The organism is Streptomyces sp. NPDC002206 (assembly GCF_053593595.1).
Genome location: NZ_JBSFCW010000021.1, coordinates 40,005 through 57,594, shown reverse-complemented (window position 1 = coordinate 57,594; position 17,590 = coordinate 40,005). Strand labels below are relative to the sequence as shown.

Annotated in this window: 12 protein-coding genes; 4 read left to right on the top strand and 8 right to left on the bottom strand. The window is 68.5% G+C overall.

From position 1 onward, the window contains the following. Positions 1–12: 12 nt before the first annotated feature. The 4 genes from ACWCP8_RS29020 to proB all read right to left on the bottom strand — a co-directional run bounded on the left by ACWCP8_RS29020 (position 13) and on the right by proB (position 3,798). Positions 13–612: an SCO2584 family spore wall biosynthesis protein gene (locus ACWCP8_RS29020; protein ID WP_451119055.1), complete on the bottom strand. Its 600-nt coding sequence runs from the start codon at positions 610–612 to the stop codon at positions 13–15. Between the two features lie 66 nt (positions 613–678). Then, positions 679–1,962 carry a glutamate-5-semialdehyde dehydrogenase gene (locus ACWCP8_RS29015; RefSeq protein WP_329163832.1) on the bottom strand — a complete coding sequence of 428 codons (1,284 nt, stop codon included), beginning with the start codon at positions 1,960–1,962 and terminating at the stop codon, positions 679–681. Positions 1,963–2,044: 82 nt separating this feature from the next. Beyond that, positions 2,045–2,548, bottom strand: coding sequence for a hypothetical protein (locus ACWCP8_RS29010; RefSeq protein WP_326630404.1), 504 nt, complete (start codon positions 2,546–2,548; stop codon positions 2,045–2,047). Positions 2,549–2,691: 143 nt separating this feature from the next. After that, positions 2,692–3,798 (bottom strand): glutamate 5-kinase, encoded by a 1,107-nt coding sequence (gene proB, locus ACWCP8_RS29005; RefSeq protein WP_352262769.1) that lies wholly within the window; start codon positions 3,796–3,798, stop codon positions 2,692–2,694. 378 nt (positions 3,799–4,176) lie between these two features. Here proB and ACWCP8_RS29000 point away from each other — a divergent pair, with 378 nt between their 5' ends. Further along, positions 4,177–4,776, top strand: coding sequence for a dTDP-4-dehydrorhamnose 3,5-epimerase family protein (locus tag ACWCP8_RS29000; protein WP_352262097.1), 600 nt, complete (start codon positions 4,177–4,179; stop codon positions 4,774–4,776). A gap of 67 nt (positions 4,777–4,843) precedes the next feature. On the opposite strand, the gene rfbD is transcribed toward ACWCP8_RS29000, so the two are convergent. The 3 genes from rfbD to ACWCP8_RS28985 are packed head-to-tail and all read right to left on the bottom strand — an operon-like array spanning position 4,844 to position 7,790. Continuing rightward, positions 4,844–5,740: a dTDP-4-dehydrorhamnose reductase gene (gene rfbD, locus ACWCP8_RS28995; protein ID WP_451119052.1), complete on the bottom strand. Its 897-nt coding sequence runs from the start codon at positions 5,738–5,740 to the stop codon at positions 4,844–4,846. After that, the gene (gene rfbB / locus ACWCP8_RS28990) at positions 5,737–6,723 is read right to left on the bottom strand and encodes a dTDP-glucose 4,6-dehydratase (RefSeq protein WP_451119050.1); all 987 of its coding nucleotides are present in this window, start codon (positions 6,721–6,723) and stop codon (positions 5,737–5,739) included. The genes rfbD and rfbB overlap by 4 nt, the downstream gene beginning before the upstream one ends. Beyond that, complete coding sequence (locus tag ACWCP8_RS28985) at positions 6,720–7,790, bottom strand: glucose-1-phosphate thymidylyltransferase (RefSeq protein ID WP_352262103.1); 1,071 nt, start codon at positions 7,788–7,790, stop codon at positions 6,720–6,722. Before ACWCP8_RS28985 ends, rfbB begins: the two co-directional genes overlap by 4 nt. 541 nt (positions 7,791–8,331) lie before the next feature. Here ACWCP8_RS28985 and ACWCP8_RS28980 point away from each other — a divergent pair. After that, positions 8,332–10,392 (top strand): hypothetical protein, encoded by a 2,061-nt coding sequence (locus tag ACWCP8_RS28980; protein WP_451119090.1) that lies wholly within the window; start codon positions 8,332–8,334, stop codon positions 10,390–10,392. A 102-nt stretch (positions 10,393–10,494) separates the two neighbouring features. On the opposite strand, the gene galE is transcribed toward ACWCP8_RS28980, so the two are convergent. Continuing rightward, entirely contained in the window at positions 10,495–11,466 is a 972-nt protein-coding gene (gene galE, locus ACWCP8_RS28975; RefSeq protein ID WP_352262107.1) for a UDP-glucose 4-epimerase GalE, read from the bottom strand. Positions 11,467–11,747: 281 nt separating this feature from the next. Between galE and ACWCP8_RS28970 the strand changes: the two genes are divergently transcribed. Together ACWCP8_RS28970 and ACWCP8_RS28965 are read left to right on the top strand one after the other, a co-directional pair. Continuing rightward, positions 11,748–13,979, top strand: coding sequence for a bifunctional glycosyltransferase/CDP-glycerol:glycerophosphate glycerophosphotransferase (locus tag ACWCP8_RS28970; RefSeq protein WP_451119047.1), 2,232 nt, complete (start codon positions 11,748–11,750; stop codon positions 13,977–13,979). A 22-nt stretch (positions 13,980–14,001) separates the two neighbouring features. Continuing rightward, positions 14,002–17,577, top strand: a complete 3,576-nt coding sequence (locus tag ACWCP8_RS28965; protein ID WP_451119045.1) for a bifunctional glycosyltransferase/CDP-glycerol:glycerophosphate glycerophosphotransferase — start codon at positions 14,002–14,004, stop codon at positions 17,575–17,577. Positions 17,578–17,590: the final 13 nt, after the last annotated feature.

Sequence of the window (17,590 nt, the reverse complement as noted above, 5' to 3'; positions counted from 1 at the left end):
GGCAGCCGCGCATCAGGGCGTGCGTGGGACCGCAGACACCGCGGGGCGGAAATGGTCGGCGGAAGCGGATGGGGCGACACCGGAGCCGGGCGCGCTGTCCACGCCGGTCGTGGCGGGTGGTGGGATCTGGTCCTGACGGTTGGCCGAGGCGCCCCGGTAGACGGCGCTGAAGGCCAGCGCGACCATGCCGATGCCCATCAGCAGCGCGAGCAGCCAGGCCACCGGACGGTGCCACCGTGCGGCACCCCGGTAGGGGCGCAGAGAGCCGCCGTGGCGCCCGTACGGGCCGTTGTCGTAGTCGTCGAGCCCGTCGTGGTCCAGCGGGTCGCCGTAGGGGCTCCCGCGGCCGTATGCGCCGCCCGACCCGTATCCGTCGTCGTACAGTTCGTCGTCGGCCGGGCCTCCGCCGGCGCGGGCCCGGGCGGCCTCGGCCTCGGCACGCGCCTGGGCGGCCGCCAACAGCCGCTCGACCGCGGTGGCTTCATGGAACTCGGCAGCCCGGACGAAGTCCTCGTCGAACACCACGGAGGCGAAGTCCTCGTCCGCGCCCCCGCGGTCGTCGTCGGGCTCCCAGCCGTCCGAAAACGGCCTGCCCCCCACGTCGTCCGGCACAGCTTCAGCGTAGCCCCGGCGGGTCGTTTTGGGCAGGGAGACTGCAAACTCGCCGGGCACCGAAGATCACCGTACGTGACCGTCCCCGGTCACGATGTACTTCGTCGAGGTCAGCTCCGGCAGGCCCATCGGGCCCCTGGCGTGCAGTTTCTGGGTGGAGATTCCGATCTCCGCACCGAACCCGAACTGCCCCCCGTCGGTGAACCGGGTGGACGCGTTCACAGCGACCGTCGTGGAATCCACCAATTGAGTGAACCGGCGGGCGGCAGCCTGCGACGTGGTGACGATCGCCTCGGTGTGGCCGGAGGACCAGAGCCGGATGTGGGCGACGGCCGCGTCCAGCGATTCGACGACGGCGGCCGCGATGTCGTACGAGAGGTACTCGGTCTCCCAATCCTCCGGCGTCGCCGGCACGACGGTGGCCTTGGACCCCTCGGCGAACTCCAGCACCCGCTCGTCGCCGTGCACCGTCACCCCTGCGTCGGCCAGCGCGTCCAGCGCCCGGGGCAGGAACTCCGCGGCGATGTCCTTGTGAACCAGCAGCGTCTCGGCGGCGTTGCAGACACTCGGCCGCTGGGCCTTGGAGTTGATGAGGATGTCGACGGCCATGCCGAGATCGGTCTGCGCGTCCACGTACACATGGCAGTTGCCGGTACCGGTCTCGATGACCGGAACGGTGGACTCCTCGACGACCGTGCGGATCAGGGAGGCACCGCCGCGCGGGATCAGTACGTCGACGAGACCGCGGGCCCGCATCAGTTCCCGTACCGAGTCACGGTTCTCGCCCGGCACCAGCTGCACCGCGTCGGCCGGCAGCCCGGAGCCGCCGACCGCGTCGCGCAGCACCCGGACGAGTGCGGTGTTGGAGGCGTACGCGGAGGACGAGCCACGCAGCAGAACGGCATTGCCGGACTTCAGGCAGAGCGCCGCGGCGTCCACGGTGACATTGGGCCGGGCCTCGTAGATGATCCCGACCACGCCGAGCGGCACCCGGACCTGGCGCAGGTCGATGCCGTTGGGCAGGGTGGAGCCGCGCACCACTTCGCCAACCGGGTCGGGCAGCGCCGCCACGTCCCGCACATCGGCGGCAATGGCCCGGATCCGCTCGGGAGTGAGGGTGAGCCGGTCGACGATCGATTCGCTGGTCCCGGCCTCGCGGGCACGGGCCACGTCCTCGGCGTTGGCCGCGACGATCTCGGCCGTCCGCACTTCCAGCGCGTCCGCGATCGCCAGCAGCGCGTCGTCCTTCGCCGCGCGCGGCAGTGGCGCGATATCGGCGGCGGCGGAGCGGGCCCGGTAGGCGGCCTGGGCGACCGGGGACATGTTGTCGTACGGCGAAAGCGTGGTCATGCCCGCAGAGTAGTGCGCACACTGCTGGTATCCCGCAGGTATCCCGTGATGCGAGACGCCCGTCCCAAGTGGAGCCGAACTGTCAGTACGGGTGCACACCGACCGGGGCCGCCGGGGGCGGTCCGTATCCCTCGGCGATGCGCTGGTGGTACGTCTCCCGGTCGATGACCTCCAGGCCGACGATCTCCCACGGCGGCAGCTTGGCGCTGGAGCGGTGCTCGCCCCACAGCCGCAGTGCGACCGCCGCCGCGTCGTGCAGGTCCCGCGCCTCTTCCCAGTAGCGGATCTCCGCGTGGTCGTTGGCGTACCGGCTGGTCAGCAGGAAGGGGTGGTCGTTGGCGAGCTGTTCGAGACCGCGTCTGACCTCCTTCAGCGGTGTCTCGGTACCCGAGACGCTGAGCGTGATGTGCCACAGCTTCGACCGGGTGTGTTCCTCCTTCGCCACCACCGGCTCGGGGTCGGTGGTGGTCCCGTCGGCGGTCCGGTCGACGGACCGGACCTCGTCGAAGCCGACACCTGCTCCGACGCTGGTCAAGGCGCGGCCACCCGTTCCTCGGGGCGGCGCCCCCGGGCGAGCTCGTCTCACCGGCGGCCTCCTGTGAATGCGTTGCTGTGCTGTACCCCGCTGTGTCCCCGTTACAAAGTTGACCAGCCCGGGGCCTGGCGTGGGGCGGTTTTCATGAAGGTCTCTGCCCGAAGTCCGGACTTTCAGCCGTTTCAGGGGGCCGGTCAGCGGTGCAGGATGACCAGATCGTCCCTGTGTACGACCTCGCGTTCGTACGCCGGGCCGAGTTCGCGCGCCAGGTCCCGGGTGGACCGGCCGAGCAGCTGCGGAATCTCCTTGGCGTCGAAGTTCACGAGTCCGCGGGCCACGGGGCGGCCCTGGAGGTCGCGCAGTTCCACCGGGTCCCCCGCGGTGAATTCGCCCTCGACGGCGGCGATCCCGGCCGGCAGCAGCGAGCTGTGGCGTTCGACGACGGCCTGCACCGCCCCGTCGTCGAGGGTCAGCGACCCCTGCGGGGTGGAGGCGTGGGCCAGCCAGAGCAGCCGGTCCGCCGAACGACGTCCGGTGCGGCGGAAGTACGTACCGGTGTCGCGGCCGGCGAGGGCGTCGGCGGCGCGGCTTGCGGAGGTCAGGACGACCGGCACTCCGGCGGCCGTGGCGATTCGGGCGGCTTCGACCTTGGTGACCATGCCGCCGGTACCGACGCCCGACTTTCCCGCGCTGCCGATGGTGACATCGGCCAGATCGGCCGGGCCGGTCACTTCGGCGATGCGTGAGGTGCCGGGGGTGCTGGGATCGCCGTCGTAGAGGCCGTCCACATCCGAGAGGAGGACCAGCAGATCGGCGCGGACGAGATGGGCGACGAGCGCGGCGAGCCGGTCGTTGTCGCCGAACCGGATCTCGTCGGTGGCGACGGTGTCGTTCTCGTTGACGATCGGGAGCGCACCCATCGCCAGGAGCTGGTCGAGGGTGCGGTAGGCGTTGCGGTAGTGAGCGCGACGGCTGGTGTCGTTGCTGGTGAGCAACACCTGGCCGACGCGTACGCCGTAGCGCGCGAAGGAGGCGGTGTAGCGGGCGACGAGCAGCCCCTGGCCGACGCTGGCCGCGGCCTGCTGCCTGGCCAGGTCCCGGGGCCGGCGGTGCAGGCCGAGCGGGGCGAGTCCGGCGGCGATGGCTCCGGAGGAGACGAGGACGATCTCCTTCTCCCCGCCGCTCCGGACCTTGGCGAGGACATCGACGAGCGCATCGACCCGGTCGGCGTCGAGGCCGCCGGCCGCGGTGGTCAGGGACGAGGAACCGACCTTGATCACGATCCTGCGCGCTTCGGTCACGCCCTGCCTTGCCCCTGCCACGTGCACGTTCCTGCCCTCGTCGTCTTCATCGCCATCGGCTGCGTCTGCCTGGCCGTCAGGGTACGCGAGCGGGGTGGGCCATCGGACCGAACAGGCGTTCCCGATAATCGGACTCCCGCTTTCCATCTTCCGGCCACGGAGTAATGACCGCACGGCCCGTGGATGTGGCGTGACAACGAAAGTCACATCAAATGATTCACATATTCCGTACCGCCGCAGCCGGTCTCGATCATTGCGCATCAATCCAATTGGCCATCGGGACATCTCATTCACCGGAGCCATGGACGGCGACAATTCCCGTTAAATTGACTTCGCCATTCCGGTCTGTCTCAAATGCCAGAACAAGGATGTGATCGCATGCGGCAGCTCTCCTTGCCCGGGGCCTGGGTGCATGAACCCAAGCTCTTCCCGGACAGTCGCGGCAGCTTCCACGAGTGGTTCAAGAGGTCCGACCTCAACGACGCCGCCGGACACGGTCTGCAGCTGGCACAGGCCAACTTCTCGGTCTCCAGCCGGGGCACCCTGCGTGGCATCCACTTCGCCGATGTGCCGCCGAGCCAGGCCAAGTACGTCACATGCGTACGGGGCGTGGTACTCGACGTCATCGTGGACATCCGGGTCGGCTCCCCCACGTACAAGCAGTGGGAAGCGGTACGCCTCGATGACGTGGTTCATCACGCCGTCTACGTCGCCGAGGGGCTCGGCCACTCCTTCATGGCGCTGACCGACGACACAGCGGTCGTCTACCTGTGTTCCGAGGGCTACGCGCCCGGCCGTGAACGCGGCATCAATCCGCTCGACCCCGAGCTGGGCATCGATTGGCCCGAGGGCGTCACGCCGCTCCTCTCCGACAAGGATGCCGCCGCACCCTCGCTGGCCGAGGCCGAGGAGCAGGGGCTGCTGCCGTCGTACGAGGCCTGTCAGGCGTACTACGCGGAGCTGCGCGCCCGAGGCTGAGCCGGCCGGGACCGCGCGGGAAGTGCGGGCGGCCCCGGCGGAATTCAGCGGGCTTCAGAGGCCGAGGTCATCGCTGCGAGCCGCGCCGTTCCGCTGCGAGCAGGGCGGGAAACGCTTCCTCCAGCGCCGCCCGCCAGTCGCGGATCGGTTCCATCCCGGCCGCCGCCCAGCGGTCGTGCCCGAGCACACTGAACGCGGGCCGGGGTGCCGGCCGGGCGAAGGCGTCGCTGGTGGTGGGGCGGACACGCGTCGGGTCGGCCCCGAGCAGCCGGAAGATCTCCCGGGTGAAGCCGAACCAGGTCGTCTGCCCGCCGCTGGTGCCGTGGTAGATGCCCGCGGGAACGGTGCCGGCCAGGGCGGCCTGCCCGAGCCGGACGAGCCGGTCGGCCAGATCGACGGTCCAAGTGGGCTGCCCACGCTGGTCGTCGACCACATCGAGGGCATCCTTGACGCCCTCCAGTTTGATCACCGTACGGACGAAGTTGGGACCGTACGCGCCGTACAACCAGGCGGTGCGGACGACGTAACCGGTGTCCGGGAGGGTGTCCAGCACCGCGCGTTCCCCGGCCAGTTTGGTCCGGCCGTAGGCGCTGCGGGGGCCGACGGCGGCGTCCTCCGGGTACGGCTTCACGGCGTCCCCGGCGAAGACGTAGTCGGTGGAGACCTGGAGAAGCACGACGCCGTGCTCACGGCAGGCCTCGGCGAGAACCTCGGGGCCCGTGCCGTTGACCCGCAGCGCCGTCTCCTCCTGGGACTCGGCCTCGTCGACGGCGGTCCATGCGGCGCAGTTCACCACGACGGCGGGGCGGTGGAACTGCAGGGCGGCATGCACCAGGGCGGGGTCGGCGATGTCGACGGCAACGCGGTTCGCGGCGACCGCGGTGACGGACTCGCCGGCGAGCCGGACCAGGACGTCCCGGCCGAGCATTCCGGCGGCTCCGGTGACCAGCCAGACGGGGCTCACAGCGCGGCCCTGTCCTTCAGCGGCTCCCACCAGGCGCGGTTGTCGCGGTACCACTGCACGGTCTCGGTGAGACCGGTACGGAAGTCCTTGCGGGGCTCGTAGCCGAGCTGGTTGCGGATCTTCGTGCAGTCGACGGAGTAGCGGCGGTCGTGGCCCCTGCGGTCCTCGACGTGAAGGACGCCGGTCTCCCAGTCGGCACTGCAGGCGTCCAGCAGCAGGCCGGTGAGTTCCTTGTTGGACAGTTCGGTGCCGCCGCCGATGTTGTAGACCTCACCGGCGCCGCCCTTCGTGCGGACCAGTTCGATCCCCTGCACGTGGTCGTCGATGTGCAGCCAGTCGCGGACGTTGGCGCCGTCGCCGTACAGCGGGACCGGCTTGCCGTCCAGCAGGTTCGTGACGAACAGCGGGATGACCTTCTCGGGGAAGTGGTGGTGCCCGTAGTTGTTGGAGCAGCGGGTCACGCGCACGTCGAGGCCGTGGGTGCGGTGGTACGAGAGGGCGATCAGGTCGCTGGACGCCTTGGCCGCGGAGTACGGCGAGTTGGGTGCCAGCGGGTCGGTCTCGGGCCAGGAGCCCTCGTCGATCGAGCCGTAGACCTCGTCGGTGGAGATGTGCACGAAGGTCTCGATGTCCGCCAGATGCGCGGCGTGGACCAGGGTGTGAGTGCCCATCACATTCGTACGGACGAACTCGGCGCCGCCGTCGATGGATCGGTCCACATGGGACTCGGCGGCGAAGTGCACCACCTGGTCGTGCTCGGCCATCAGCTTGGCGACCGGCTCCGCATCGCAGATGTCGCCCTGCACGAAGGCGAAGCCGGGATGGTCCCGGACCTCGTCGAGGTTGGCCGGGTTGCCCGCATAGGTGAGCTTGTCGAACACGGTGACGGCGACATCTCCAGGCCCCTGCGGGCCGAGCACCGTACGGACGTAGTGCGAGCCGATGAAGCCGGCCCCGCCGGTCACCAGGATGCGAGTGGTCATGAGGAGATCTGCACCTTGCTGTGGTCGCCGAGCACGAGTCGGTGGGCGGACGGGGAGCGGGGCGCGGGGGTCACTTCGACGTCATGGCCGATGAGTGACGCCTCGACGCGGCGGACACCGTCGATCGAGGCGCCCCGCAGGACGATCGAGTACTCGATCTCGCTGTCCTCGATCCGGCAGTCCTCCGAGACCGAGGTGAACGGACCGACATATGAGCCACTGATCACCGAGCGGGCGCCGATGATCGCGGGGCCGACGATCCGGCTGCCGCTGACCTTGGCGCCCGCCTCGATCCGGACCCGGCCGATGATCTCGCTCTCGTCATCGACATCGGCGCCCTCGACGGACGGCTCGACGGTCTCCAGCACCGTCCGGTTGACCTCCAGCATGTCGGTGACGTTGCCGGTGTCCTTCCAGTACCCGCGGATCGTGGTGGAGCGGACGTCGTGCTTCTCGTCGATCAGCCACTGGATGGCGTGCGTGATCTCCAGCTCGCCCCGCCAGGAGGGCGTGATGGAGCGCACCGCCTCATGGATGACGGGGGTGAAGAGATAGACGCCGACCAGCGCCAGATCGCTCTTCGGCTCCTTCGGTTTCTCCTCCAGCGCCACCACCCGGCCGTCGCCGTCGAGTTCGGCGACACCGAAGGCGCTCGGGTCGGGCACCCGGGTCAGCAGGATCTGCGCATCGGGCCGGTCGGCGCGGAACTCCTCGACCAGGCCGGCGATCCCGCCGACGATGAAGTTGTCACCGAGGTACATGACGAAGTCGTCGTCCCCCAGGAAGCGCCGGGCGATCAGCACCGCGTGCGCGAGCCCGAGCGGCTCGTCCTGCGGGATGTACGTGACCTCGATGCCGAACCGGGAACCGTCGCCTACGGCCGCGCGGATCTCTGCGGCAGTGTCGCCCACAATGATGCCGACCTCGGTGATGCCCGCTTCCGCGATGGCTTCCAGGCCGTAGAACAGCACCGGCTTGTTCGCCACCGGGACCAGTTGTTTGGCAGAGGTGTGCGTAATGGGACGGAGCCGGGTGCCGGCCCCACCGGAAAGTACGAGAGCTTTCATTTTCCCTGCCCGATGGTGAGATTCCGGTCATGTCGCGACCGCGACCTTCGGGGCGATTTTACTGAGATTCACTGTCCGATCTGCCGCGAATGCACCCACGGAATCGAGATGTGCTCGATTGACACTCGAAAACATTTTCTCGTCTCGTACGTTTCTTCCACTGCGAGAGAGGATTGCGGGAATTATTCTCCGCACCGACCGCGTCCCCGCCCGCCCGGGGCCTCCCCGGGCGCAGGTCCGCACTCCATCTACAGGGAGCGGCCCGCGAACTGTCCGCTCACAGTTGCCTGACGGGGTGTGCACAGCCGCACGATCATCATCTAGAATGGTTGTACGAAGCTGCATATTGTTACATAGTCCTCACCTGCGCCACACAAGTGGATGACGTGCCTTCTCTACGGTGGGGGCGGTTCACACCCACTTCCGGGGCCCCGGCCCTGGCTTGACCAGTCGGCCCGATCACCGTGCCATCCGGCCGCAACGTGCCCTGCGCGAGCTCGAGCTGCTTGGAGTCCCCCGAGTGCAACCTCTTCCCCTCACTATGCGGCCTGCCGCGAAGCCCTTCTTCATCTTCGTGCTGGCCGCGTCGTTCGTCGCCCAGGCCACCGCCGCGCTTCTTCCGAACGTCCCCCTGCTCATCGCAGCCACGGCAACCGGTCTCGCGACAGAAGCCGCCCTGCACCGCTGGCAGCCAGGCCTGAACTCGCAGTTCACCAAGGTCAGGGCCGATGTCACGATACGACAGGTCATACGTGACCTCCTGCTCGTCGTGGGCGTGCTCGAGCTGAACAGCCGGCAGCAGGAGACGGCCTACCTCCCCCTCGTCTGCGGGCTGCTCTTCTTCTACGCGCTCCACTTCGCCGGCCACGCCACGGCGATACTTGTGCGCACCAGCCGCACCATGCCCCTGCTCACGCGCAACATCGACGCCTCCGCCCTGCGGATCACCCCGGCGCCCCCGGCGCTGCTGATGGGCGGGCCCGGACCGCGGCTGCTGCTGTTCGGTCTGCCCGCGACCGCGGGTCTGCTGGTGACGGCGGCGAGCGACGAGCCGGAGTTCGCCGCGGCCGGCATCGGGCTTTCGGTCCTTCTCGCCTGCGCCGGACTGGCCACGCTGCTGTGGCGGCTTGCCCGTCGCCGTCCTGCCTCGCAGGAAGAGGTGCTCGCCTGGTTCGACGCCTGGCTCGCCGAGTACCGGCCGACCGTCGGCATGTACTTCTCGGGCGGCTCCTCGTCCGCCTACCAGGCCAATATGTGGCTGGACACGCTGGCCCGGACCGACGGCCGCCCGCTCATCGTGCTGCGCGAGCGCTTCATGATGCAGAAGATCGGCGCGACGGACATCCCCATCGTGTGCATCCCCAGGGTCGCCCAGCTGATGCGTCTCGAGCACTCGACGCTCAAGATGCTGATCCACCCCGCGAACTCGGGCAAGACCTCGCAGGTCCTGCGCATCCCGACGATCAAGCACGCCTTCGTCAACCACGGTGAGAGCGACAAGCTCTCCAGCTGCAATCCCTACGCGAAGGCGTACGACGAGGTCTGGGTCGCGGGACCGGCCGCCCGGGAGCGCTACGCCCAGGCCGAGGTCGGTATCGACGACCGTGACGTGGTGGAGATCGGCCGCCCCCAGCTGGCGCCGATCGCCCCGTACGCGGGCCCGCCCACCGGCCCGTTCACCACCGTGCTCTACGCCCCGACCTGGGAGGGCTGGGACGGCAACCCCGGCAACACATCGGTGATCCTGGCCGGCGAGAACATCGTCCGTGCGCTGCTCGCCGATCCCGGGGTACGGCTCCTCTACAAGCCGCACCCGATGACGGGTTCGGTCGATCCGCGTGCGGGAGCCGCGAACGAGCGCATGCAGGAGCTGATCCGCGAGGCCAACCGCCGGCGCACCGGCTCCCGGCCCGGCCCCGAGGCCGCGGCCGCGCTGGCCCTGCGGACCACGGAGCTGGAACGGATCACCGCCTCCTCCTTCCGGAAGGGTTCGGACGACGCGGAGCGGATGCTGGCTCAGAGCGCGCCGGTTGCGGGCCGCGCCGAAGCGGTCGCCGCGGCCACCGCCGCCTGGGAAGAGACCTACTGGGAATCCCTGCCCGACTGGGAGCACCAGATCATCACGGCCCCGCAGCCGGCGCTGTACGCCTGCTTCAACCAGGCGGATCTGCTGATCAGCGATGTGTCGAGCGTGGTCACCGACTACCTGGCGAGCGAGAAGCCGTACGCCGTCGCGAACACCAGCGAGCTGCCGGAGGACGCCTTCCGAGAAGCGTTCCCGACGGTCCGCGCGGCGACGATCCTCACCCCGGACGCCGAGGGTGTGGCGGCGCTGCTGCACTCCGTACGCAATCCGGAGCACGACACTCTGGCCCGGAGCCGTGCTGAGCTGAAGCTTCATCTGCTCGGCCCCTCGGATCCGCCGTCGCTGGAGCGCTTCAACGAGGCGGCACGCAGTCTCTGCGCGACGGCGGACGGTCACCGTGCGCGCATGGCGCAGCGGCTGCTGTCCATGATTCCGGCGCCGCGCGGGGCCGTGGCCGAGGAAACGACGGCGGTGGAGGCTTCGAAGTCCCTGCTGAAGGCAACGCCCGAGGCATAACGCCCGGCGCACCGGCACAACGGCGAAGGGGCCCGCAGGTATGCGGGCCCCTTCGCCGTTGCTCTTCGTCACGGGTGGTGGAGCTTACGGGTGTTGACGGATTTACGGGTGGTGGTGGAGCCAGCCCTGCCACGCTGAGTCGATCATCTCGTCCACTCCGTACGTGGCCGACCAGCCCAGCTCCGTCCGGATCCGGTCGGCCCCGGCAACCACGCGCGCCGGGTCACCGGGACGGCGGGCCGTCACCTCCGGGGTGAGGTCGCCGCGGCCGGTCACCTTGAGGATCCGGTCGACCATCTCCTTCACGGAACTGCCCTCACCGCGGCCGATATTGAGCGTGAGGTCGGTACCGCTCCCGGCCTCGTCGAGCCTGCGCGCGGCCGCAAGGTGCGCGGAGGCTATGTCCTCCACATGGATGTAGTCACGGATGCACGTGCCGTCGGGCGTCTCGTAGTCGTCGCCGAAGATCCTCGGTCCCTCACCGGCCGCCAGCCGCTCGAAGACCATCGGAATGAGATTGAACACTCCGGCATCGGCGAGCTCGGGGGATGCGGCACCCGCGACATTGAAGTAACGGAGCGAGGCGCAGCGCAGTCCGTGGGCCCGAGCGGCTGCATGGATCAGCCATTCTCCGACGAGCTTCGTCTCGCCGTACGGGCTCATCGGCAGACACGGAGTGTCCTCCGTGACCAGATCCACATCCGGCATGCCGTAGACGGCGGCCGACGAGGAGAACACCAGCCGGTCGACGCCCGCCGCGACCATGCTCTCCAGGAGTGTCTCCAGCCCGGTCACGTTCTCCCGGTAGTAGTGGAGCGGCCGCTCGACGGACTCGCCCACCTGCTTCTTCGCCGCGACATGCACCACGCCTGTCACACCGTGGTCACGGATCGCCGCGTCGAGCAGCTGCCGGTCGAGCACGCTGCCGACCACCAGGGGCACCCCGGCGGGAACCTTCTCGGCGTTTCCCGTCGACAGGTCGTCGTACACGACTACCGACTGACCGCCCGCGAGCATCGCACGCACGACATGCGCGCCGATATATCCCGCCCCACCTGTAACCATCCAGGCCATTTGCGCGTCTCCCTGTACGAGGTCATACCGTCGGCTTCACTCTACGTGTGGGAAAAATGGAGTCGAGTAAATAGGACCAATCGACACTATCGTTCAATATGCCCCCTCGCAGGGGGGCGCCGGGACGGACACCTCCGGGTGAAGTCCCGGCCAACGCAGGGCCACAACGAGCCAATGACGATCAATTACGCTGTCCGGGTACTTCGGCGCCGTCCCGTCGTTCGACGGTACGAATCGGTGCCATCACACGGACCCTCGACAGCTCTCAGGACTGGTGAAGGATGCCTCGACTGACACTCATCGTGCCTGCCTACAACGTGCAGGGATACATCCGGGAGTGCATCGACTCCGTACTGCAGCAGGACTTCACCGACTTCGAGATCGTCGCCGTCGACGACTGCTCGCCGGACAGTTCCGGCGAGATCCTGGACGAGTTCGCCCGTCGCGACACCCGCGTGCGCGTCCTGCACCTCGGTGAGAATATGGGCCTGGGCCGCGCCCGCAACGCCGGCATCGAACAGGCGACCGGTGACTATCTGCTGTTCCTGGACAGCGACGACACCCTTGCGCCCGGCTCCCTGGGCGCCATCGCCCGGCGGCTCGACGCGACGGACGACCCCGACGTCCTGATCTTCGACTACACACGCAGCTACTGGGACGGCCGGCGCCTGCCGAACCAGCGCGCCGACCTGCTCGCCGAGACCGGCCCCGCGGTCTTCTCGTTGGCGGACCGGCCCGAGCTGCTGGATCTGCTGCAGATCGTATGGAACAAGGCATACCGACGCGACTTCGTCACCCAGCACGGCTTCCAGTTCCCGCCCGGCTATTACGAGGACGCCCCCTGGACGTACTCCACCCTGATAGCCGCGGACCGCCTGGCGGTGCTCGACCGCACGTGCGTCTTCTACCGGCAGCGACGCGAGGGCGGCAACATCCTCCGTACCGTCAGCCGCAAACACTTCGACGTCTTCGACCAGTACGATCGCATTTTCGCCTATCTGGAAAAGCACCCCGAGCTCGACCACTGGCGCACGGCAGTCTTCCGGAAGATGGCCGACCACTATCTGACCATCATGGAGAAGCCGGGCCGGCTGCCGCGCAACGCACGGTCCGAGTTCTTCCACCGGGCGTCCGCGGACTACAGACGCAGACTGCCGGACGGCTTCGTACGCCCCTCGGGCGGCCGCGGCTACAAGTACGCGCTGCTCGGCATGGGCTCCTATCCGGCGCTGGCCGCCGCCACCCGGGCCCGTCGGCTGCGCAACCGGTCCCGCCTTCGCAGCCGCGAACGCGTCATCCGCGCCAAGCGCGCTGCCATGGGGATGTTCTACCAGTCCCAGCTGAGGCTGGGACTGGACGACAACCTGGCGGTGTTCTCCGCCTACTGGAGCCGCGGCTACTCCTGCAACCCCGCGGCCATCGACGCCGAACTGGCCCGTCTGGCCCCGCACATCCGCCGGGTCTGGGCGGTCAGGGCCGACCAGGTCGGCCGGGTGCCCAAGGGCGTCGAGGTGGCGGTCGTGGGCTCCCGTTCGTACTGGACGGCGGTGGCCCGCGCCAAGTACCTGGTCAACAACGTGAACTTCGCCAACGCGGTGGTCAAGCGCGAGGGCCAGGTTCATCTCCAGACCCATCACGGCACCCCGTTGAAGACCATGGGGCTCGACCAGATGAACTTTCCGGCCTCCACCAGCATGGACTTCGAGGACCTGCTCAAGCGCTGTGACCGCTGGGACTACAGTCTCTCCTCCAACCGGTTCTCGACCACTGTGTGGGAGCGGGTGTACCCGTGCCGGTACACCTCCCTGGAGACCGGCTATCCGCGCAACGACGTCCTGATCAACTCAACTGCCGCGGACGTGGCAAGGGTTCGCCGCGAGCTCGGCCTGAAGGACGGCTCCAGCGTCTTCCTCTACATGCCGACCCACCGCGAGTACCAGAAGGACTTCACCCCGCGGCTCGACCTTCCGCGGCTGGCCGATGAACTGGGCGAGGACGTCACTCTCCTGGTGCGCGGCCACTACTTCTACAAGCCGAACGGGCGGATGGCCGAGCTCCAGACCAGCGGCCGCATCATCGACGTGTCGGCGCACCAGCGGGTCGAGGACCTGTACCTCGCCTCGGACGCCCTGATCACCGACTACTCGTCAGCAATGTTCGACTATGCGAATCTTGATCGGCCGATCGTGATTTTCGCCGACGACTGGGACACCTACAAGGCGGTCCGCGGTACGTACTTCGACCTGATGGCCGAGCCTCCCGGCGCCGTTGCGACCAGCCAGGCGCAGCTCACCGAGATCCTCGGATCCGGCGAGTGGCAGAGCGAGAAGTCCGCCACCTTCCGCAGCCGGTTCCGCGAACGATACTGCGACTACGACGACGGTCACGCGGCGGAGCGTGTCGTCCGCAAAGTCTTCCTGCGCGAGGAGAGTCTCCTTCCCGTCGTACCGCTTGCCGAACGCAAGCCGGCACCCTCCCCAGCTCAGGCGCTCGAACCGGTCGAGCGGGTCTGACCCGAAAGGAATCCTGAAAGACATGACCCCTCGGCTCAGTGTCATCGTCCCCATCTACAACGTGGAACGCTATCTCCCGGCCTGCCTCGACTCGCTGGCGTCGCAGACGCTGCGTGAGATCGAGGTCCTGATGGTGGACGACGGGTCCCCGGACGGCTCCGCGGCGATAGCCGCCGAATACGCGGCCCGCGACCCGCGGTTCACCCTCATACGCAAGGAGAACGGCGGTCTCGGCGCGGCCCGCAACACGGGCATCTCGCACATATCTCCCGATGCGGAGTTCCTGACCTTCGTCGACAGCGACGACATCATCCCGCCGGACGCCTACCGGCTGATGACCGCGAGCCTCGACGAAAGCGGCTCCGACTTCGCCACCGGGAACGTCTTCCACCTCAAGGGCGAGAAGTCCTGGCAGGTGCCGCTGCTCAAGATGCTGGCGGGCGAGGCCCGCAAGCGGACGCACATCTCGAAGAACCCCAAGCTCGTCGCCGACCGCATCGCCTGCAACAAGGTGTTCCGGCGCACCTTCTGGGAGAAGCACGGGTTCGCCTTCCCCGAGGGCATCCTGCACGAGGACATCCCCGTCGTCCTCCCTGCCCACTACCGGGCCGAAGCGGTCGACATCATCGGTGAGCCGACGTACTTCTGGCGGCTGCGCGAAGGCGAGTCCGCCCCGTCGATCACCCAGCGCCGCCGGGAGCCCCAGGCGATCAGGGACCGGGTCACCGCGGTGAGCCTGGTCAGCGACTTCCTCTCCCAGCAGGAGGGCCCCGAGTTCGCCGAGTACAAGCGGCAGTACGACGACCGCGTACTCCGTGACGACCTGCGGCTGTTCCTGCGGGTGCTGCCCGACGCGACCGCGGAGTTCCACGAGGCCTTCCTCGAGGCCGCCAACCGCTATCTCGACACGATCGACCCGCAGATCGTCATGGCCCTGCCCGCGGACCTGCGGGTGCAGTGGCTGCTCGTGCGCAAGCACGCCATGCCCGAGCTGATCGCGCTGCTGGCCTCGCAGCGCCGCAAGGAACCCGTCGAGGTTTCCGGCGCCTTCCGTAAGTACGCGAGCTTCGCCCCGCTGGAGTCGAGCTCCGTCGAGCTGCCCAAGGCCGCACTGCGCATCGACCGGGACCTGGACCTGCGCGCGCCGCTGCGCTCGGTCGAGTGGAGGAACGGCCGGCTGGTGCTGTCCGGCGACGCCTGGATCGACAAGATAGACATGTCGACGAAGCGCAGCAGCATCAAGGTCGTCCAGCTCAAGCGGGACAACTCGCGGCGCCGGCTGTTCCTGCCCGCGAGGAACGTCCACCGCCCCGAGTGCACCACCAGCTCCGGTCAGAAGCGCTACAACTACGACTGGGCCGGCTGGGAGCTCGAACTCGACCCCGCCAAGTTCCGCAAGGGCGGCGCCTGGCAGGAGGGTCTGTGGCACGTCGGCATCAACGTCTACTCCTCGGGCCTGGTGCGGCGCAGCGGTGTGTGGGCGCGCGGCGGGTCGGCGGCCAACTTCCCGCCCTACCAGTGGCTCGACAAGGACTTCCGGCTGCTGCCCAGCGTCGAGCGCAGCGCGCTCAAGCTCCGCATCGAGAAGGTCCTCGCCCTCGTCACCGACCGCCGGCTGGACGGCGACCAGCTGAAGATCCGCGGTGAGCTGCGGGTCACGCTGAAGCAGGGCGAGACGCTCGACCTGCGGCTGGCCAACCCCAAGAGCGGTGAGATCAAGAAGTTCCCGGCGACTGTGGAGCGGACCGGCGACACCGCCACGTTCCGCGTGCGCGTACCCGTCGCCGAGGTGGCCCTGCTCGCCGCCGACGCGGTGGACGAGAAGGCCCAGCCCGAGCGCCGGCTGTGGAGCACGACCCTGCTCGCCACGGCCTCCGACGGCACGGAGCGCCAGTTCAGCAGCGTCGTCCGGGAGGGCCTCGCCGACCTCCGCCTCGACCTGCCGGAGAGCTTCGGCGACGAGGGCACCCATCAGGAGCTGGCCCTGGTCTCGGGCCACAACGGATATCTGAAGATCATCGGCCGGGCGCGGCGTGCCGTGATCACCGACATCTCCGAGCGCGACGGCCGGATCGTCGTCAGCGGCCGCACGAGTCCCCGGCTCGTCGGCGCCGAGCTGGTCCTCAAGGCCCGCAGCCGCTTCGACGAGCGGGTGGCGACCGTCGAATGGGCCGCGGACGGGACCTTCACCACCTCTTTCGACCCGTCGGTCATGGGCGGCTCCGGCCAGGTTCCGCTCAAGGCGGGACGGTGGAACCTCTTCCTGCGGTCCGGACAGGAGAGCGTCCCGGACGCGGCCTTCGTCATCGACCGGCTCGCCACCTCCCAGTTCCCGCTGCACACCGAACTGGGCGGCCGCCGCTACTGGTTCGAGCACCGCTGGGGCGACTTCCCGCAGCTCAACTGCCGTTCCGAGCTGAGCGACATGGAGCTCGGCCCGTACCGGCAGCTGCAGCTGCGCCGTGAGGTCTACGAGCTCGGCCGCGAGAAGCCGCTGCTCGACCAGGTCTTCTACCTGAGCTACAACGGCAAGCAGTACTCCGACAGCCCCCGCGCCATCCACGAGGAGCTGCTGCGCCGCGGCAGTGACCTCAAGCACCTGTGGGCCGTCCGGGACGGGCAGGTCGTCCTGCCGCCGGCCACGGAGAAGGTCCGCATGTGGGGCCGCGAGTGGTTCGAGGCCCTGTCCAGATCCCGGTACATCGTCACGAACGGGCACCTGCCCGAGTGGCTGGTGCGCCGCCCCGGCCAGGTGATCGTGCAGACCTGGCACGGCACGATGCTGAAGAAGATCGGCCATGACATCGAGACGCTCTACTTCGACCGCGAGTACCAGAACCGGCTGGCGCTCGAGGCGAACAACTGGAGCCTGCTCGTCTCGTCCAACCGGTTCAGCACGCCCATCCTGAAGCGCGCCTTCTCGTACGACGGCGAGATCTTCGAGGCGGGCTACCCGCGCAACGACTACCTCTACTCCCCCGACCGGGAGAAGATCGTCGAGCAGGTCAAGGCGAAGCTCGGCCTGCCCGCCGGGAAGAAGGTCGTCCTCTACGCGCCGACCTGGCGCGACGACCAGTCACACAGCGCCGGCCAGTACCTGTTCGACCTGCGTCTGGATCTGGAGGACGCACGCCGCCGGCTCGGGGACGACCACGTGCTGCTGATCCGCCGCCACTCCAACGTGGTCGACGCCGTGCCGGGGGCCGGGAACGGCTTCGTCTGGGACGTCTCCGAGTACCCGGACATCGCCGATCTGTATCTGGCCGCCGACATCATGATCACCGACTACTCGTCCGTGATGTTCGACTACGCCCACCTCAAGCGGCCGATGCTCTTCTTCACGTACGACCTGGAGCACTACCGCGACACCCTGCGCGGGTTCTACTTCGACTTCGAGAAGGACTCGCCCGGCCCGCTGATCCGCACCTCCGGTGAGCTGATCGATTCCATCCGGAACATCGACAGCGTCTGGCCCGAGTACCGCGAGCGCTTCGACCGCTTCCACCACCTGTTCTGCGACCTGGACGACGGCCGGGCCTCGCAGCGGGTCGTGGACCGCATGATGGAGCAGCCCGCGGAGCTCTCCGACGGGAACTAGCCACATACAGAAG

Excerpts from the sequence above, each read along its gene's own strand:
- galE (WP_352262107.1), bottom strand. The coding sequence starts at position 11,466 with ATGGCCTGGATGGTTACAGGTGGGGCGGGATATATCGGCGCGCATGTC.
- ACWCP8_RS28965 (WP_451119045.1), top strand. The coding sequence starts at position 14,002 with ATGACCCCTCGGCTCAGTGTCATCGTCCCCATCTACAACGTGGAACGC.
- ACWCP8_RS29000 (WP_352262097.1), top strand. The coding sequence starts at position 4,177 with ATGCGGCAGCTCTCCTTGCCCGGGGCCTGGGTGCATGAACCCAAGCTC.
- ACWCP8_RS29015 (WP_329163832.1), bottom strand. The coding sequence starts at position 1,962 with ATGACCACGCTTTCGCCGTACGACAACATGTCCCCGGTCGCCCAGGCC.
- rfbB (WP_451119050.1), bottom strand. The coding sequence starts at position 6,723 with ATGACCACTCGCATCCTGGTGACCGGCGGGGCCGGCTTCATCGGCTCG.
- ACWCP8_RS28970 (WP_451119047.1), top strand. The coding sequence starts at position 11,748 with ATGCCTCGACTGACACTCATCGTGCCTGCCTACAACGTGCAGGGATAC.
- ACWCP8_RS28980 (WP_451119090.1), top strand. The coding sequence starts at position 8,332 with ATGCGGCCTGCCGCGAAGCCCTTCTTCATCTTCGTGCTGGCCGCGTCG.
- ACWCP8_RS28985 (WP_352262103.1), bottom strand. The coding sequence starts at position 7,790 with ATGAAAGCTCTCGTACTTTCCGGTGGGGCCGGCACCCGGCTCCGTCCC.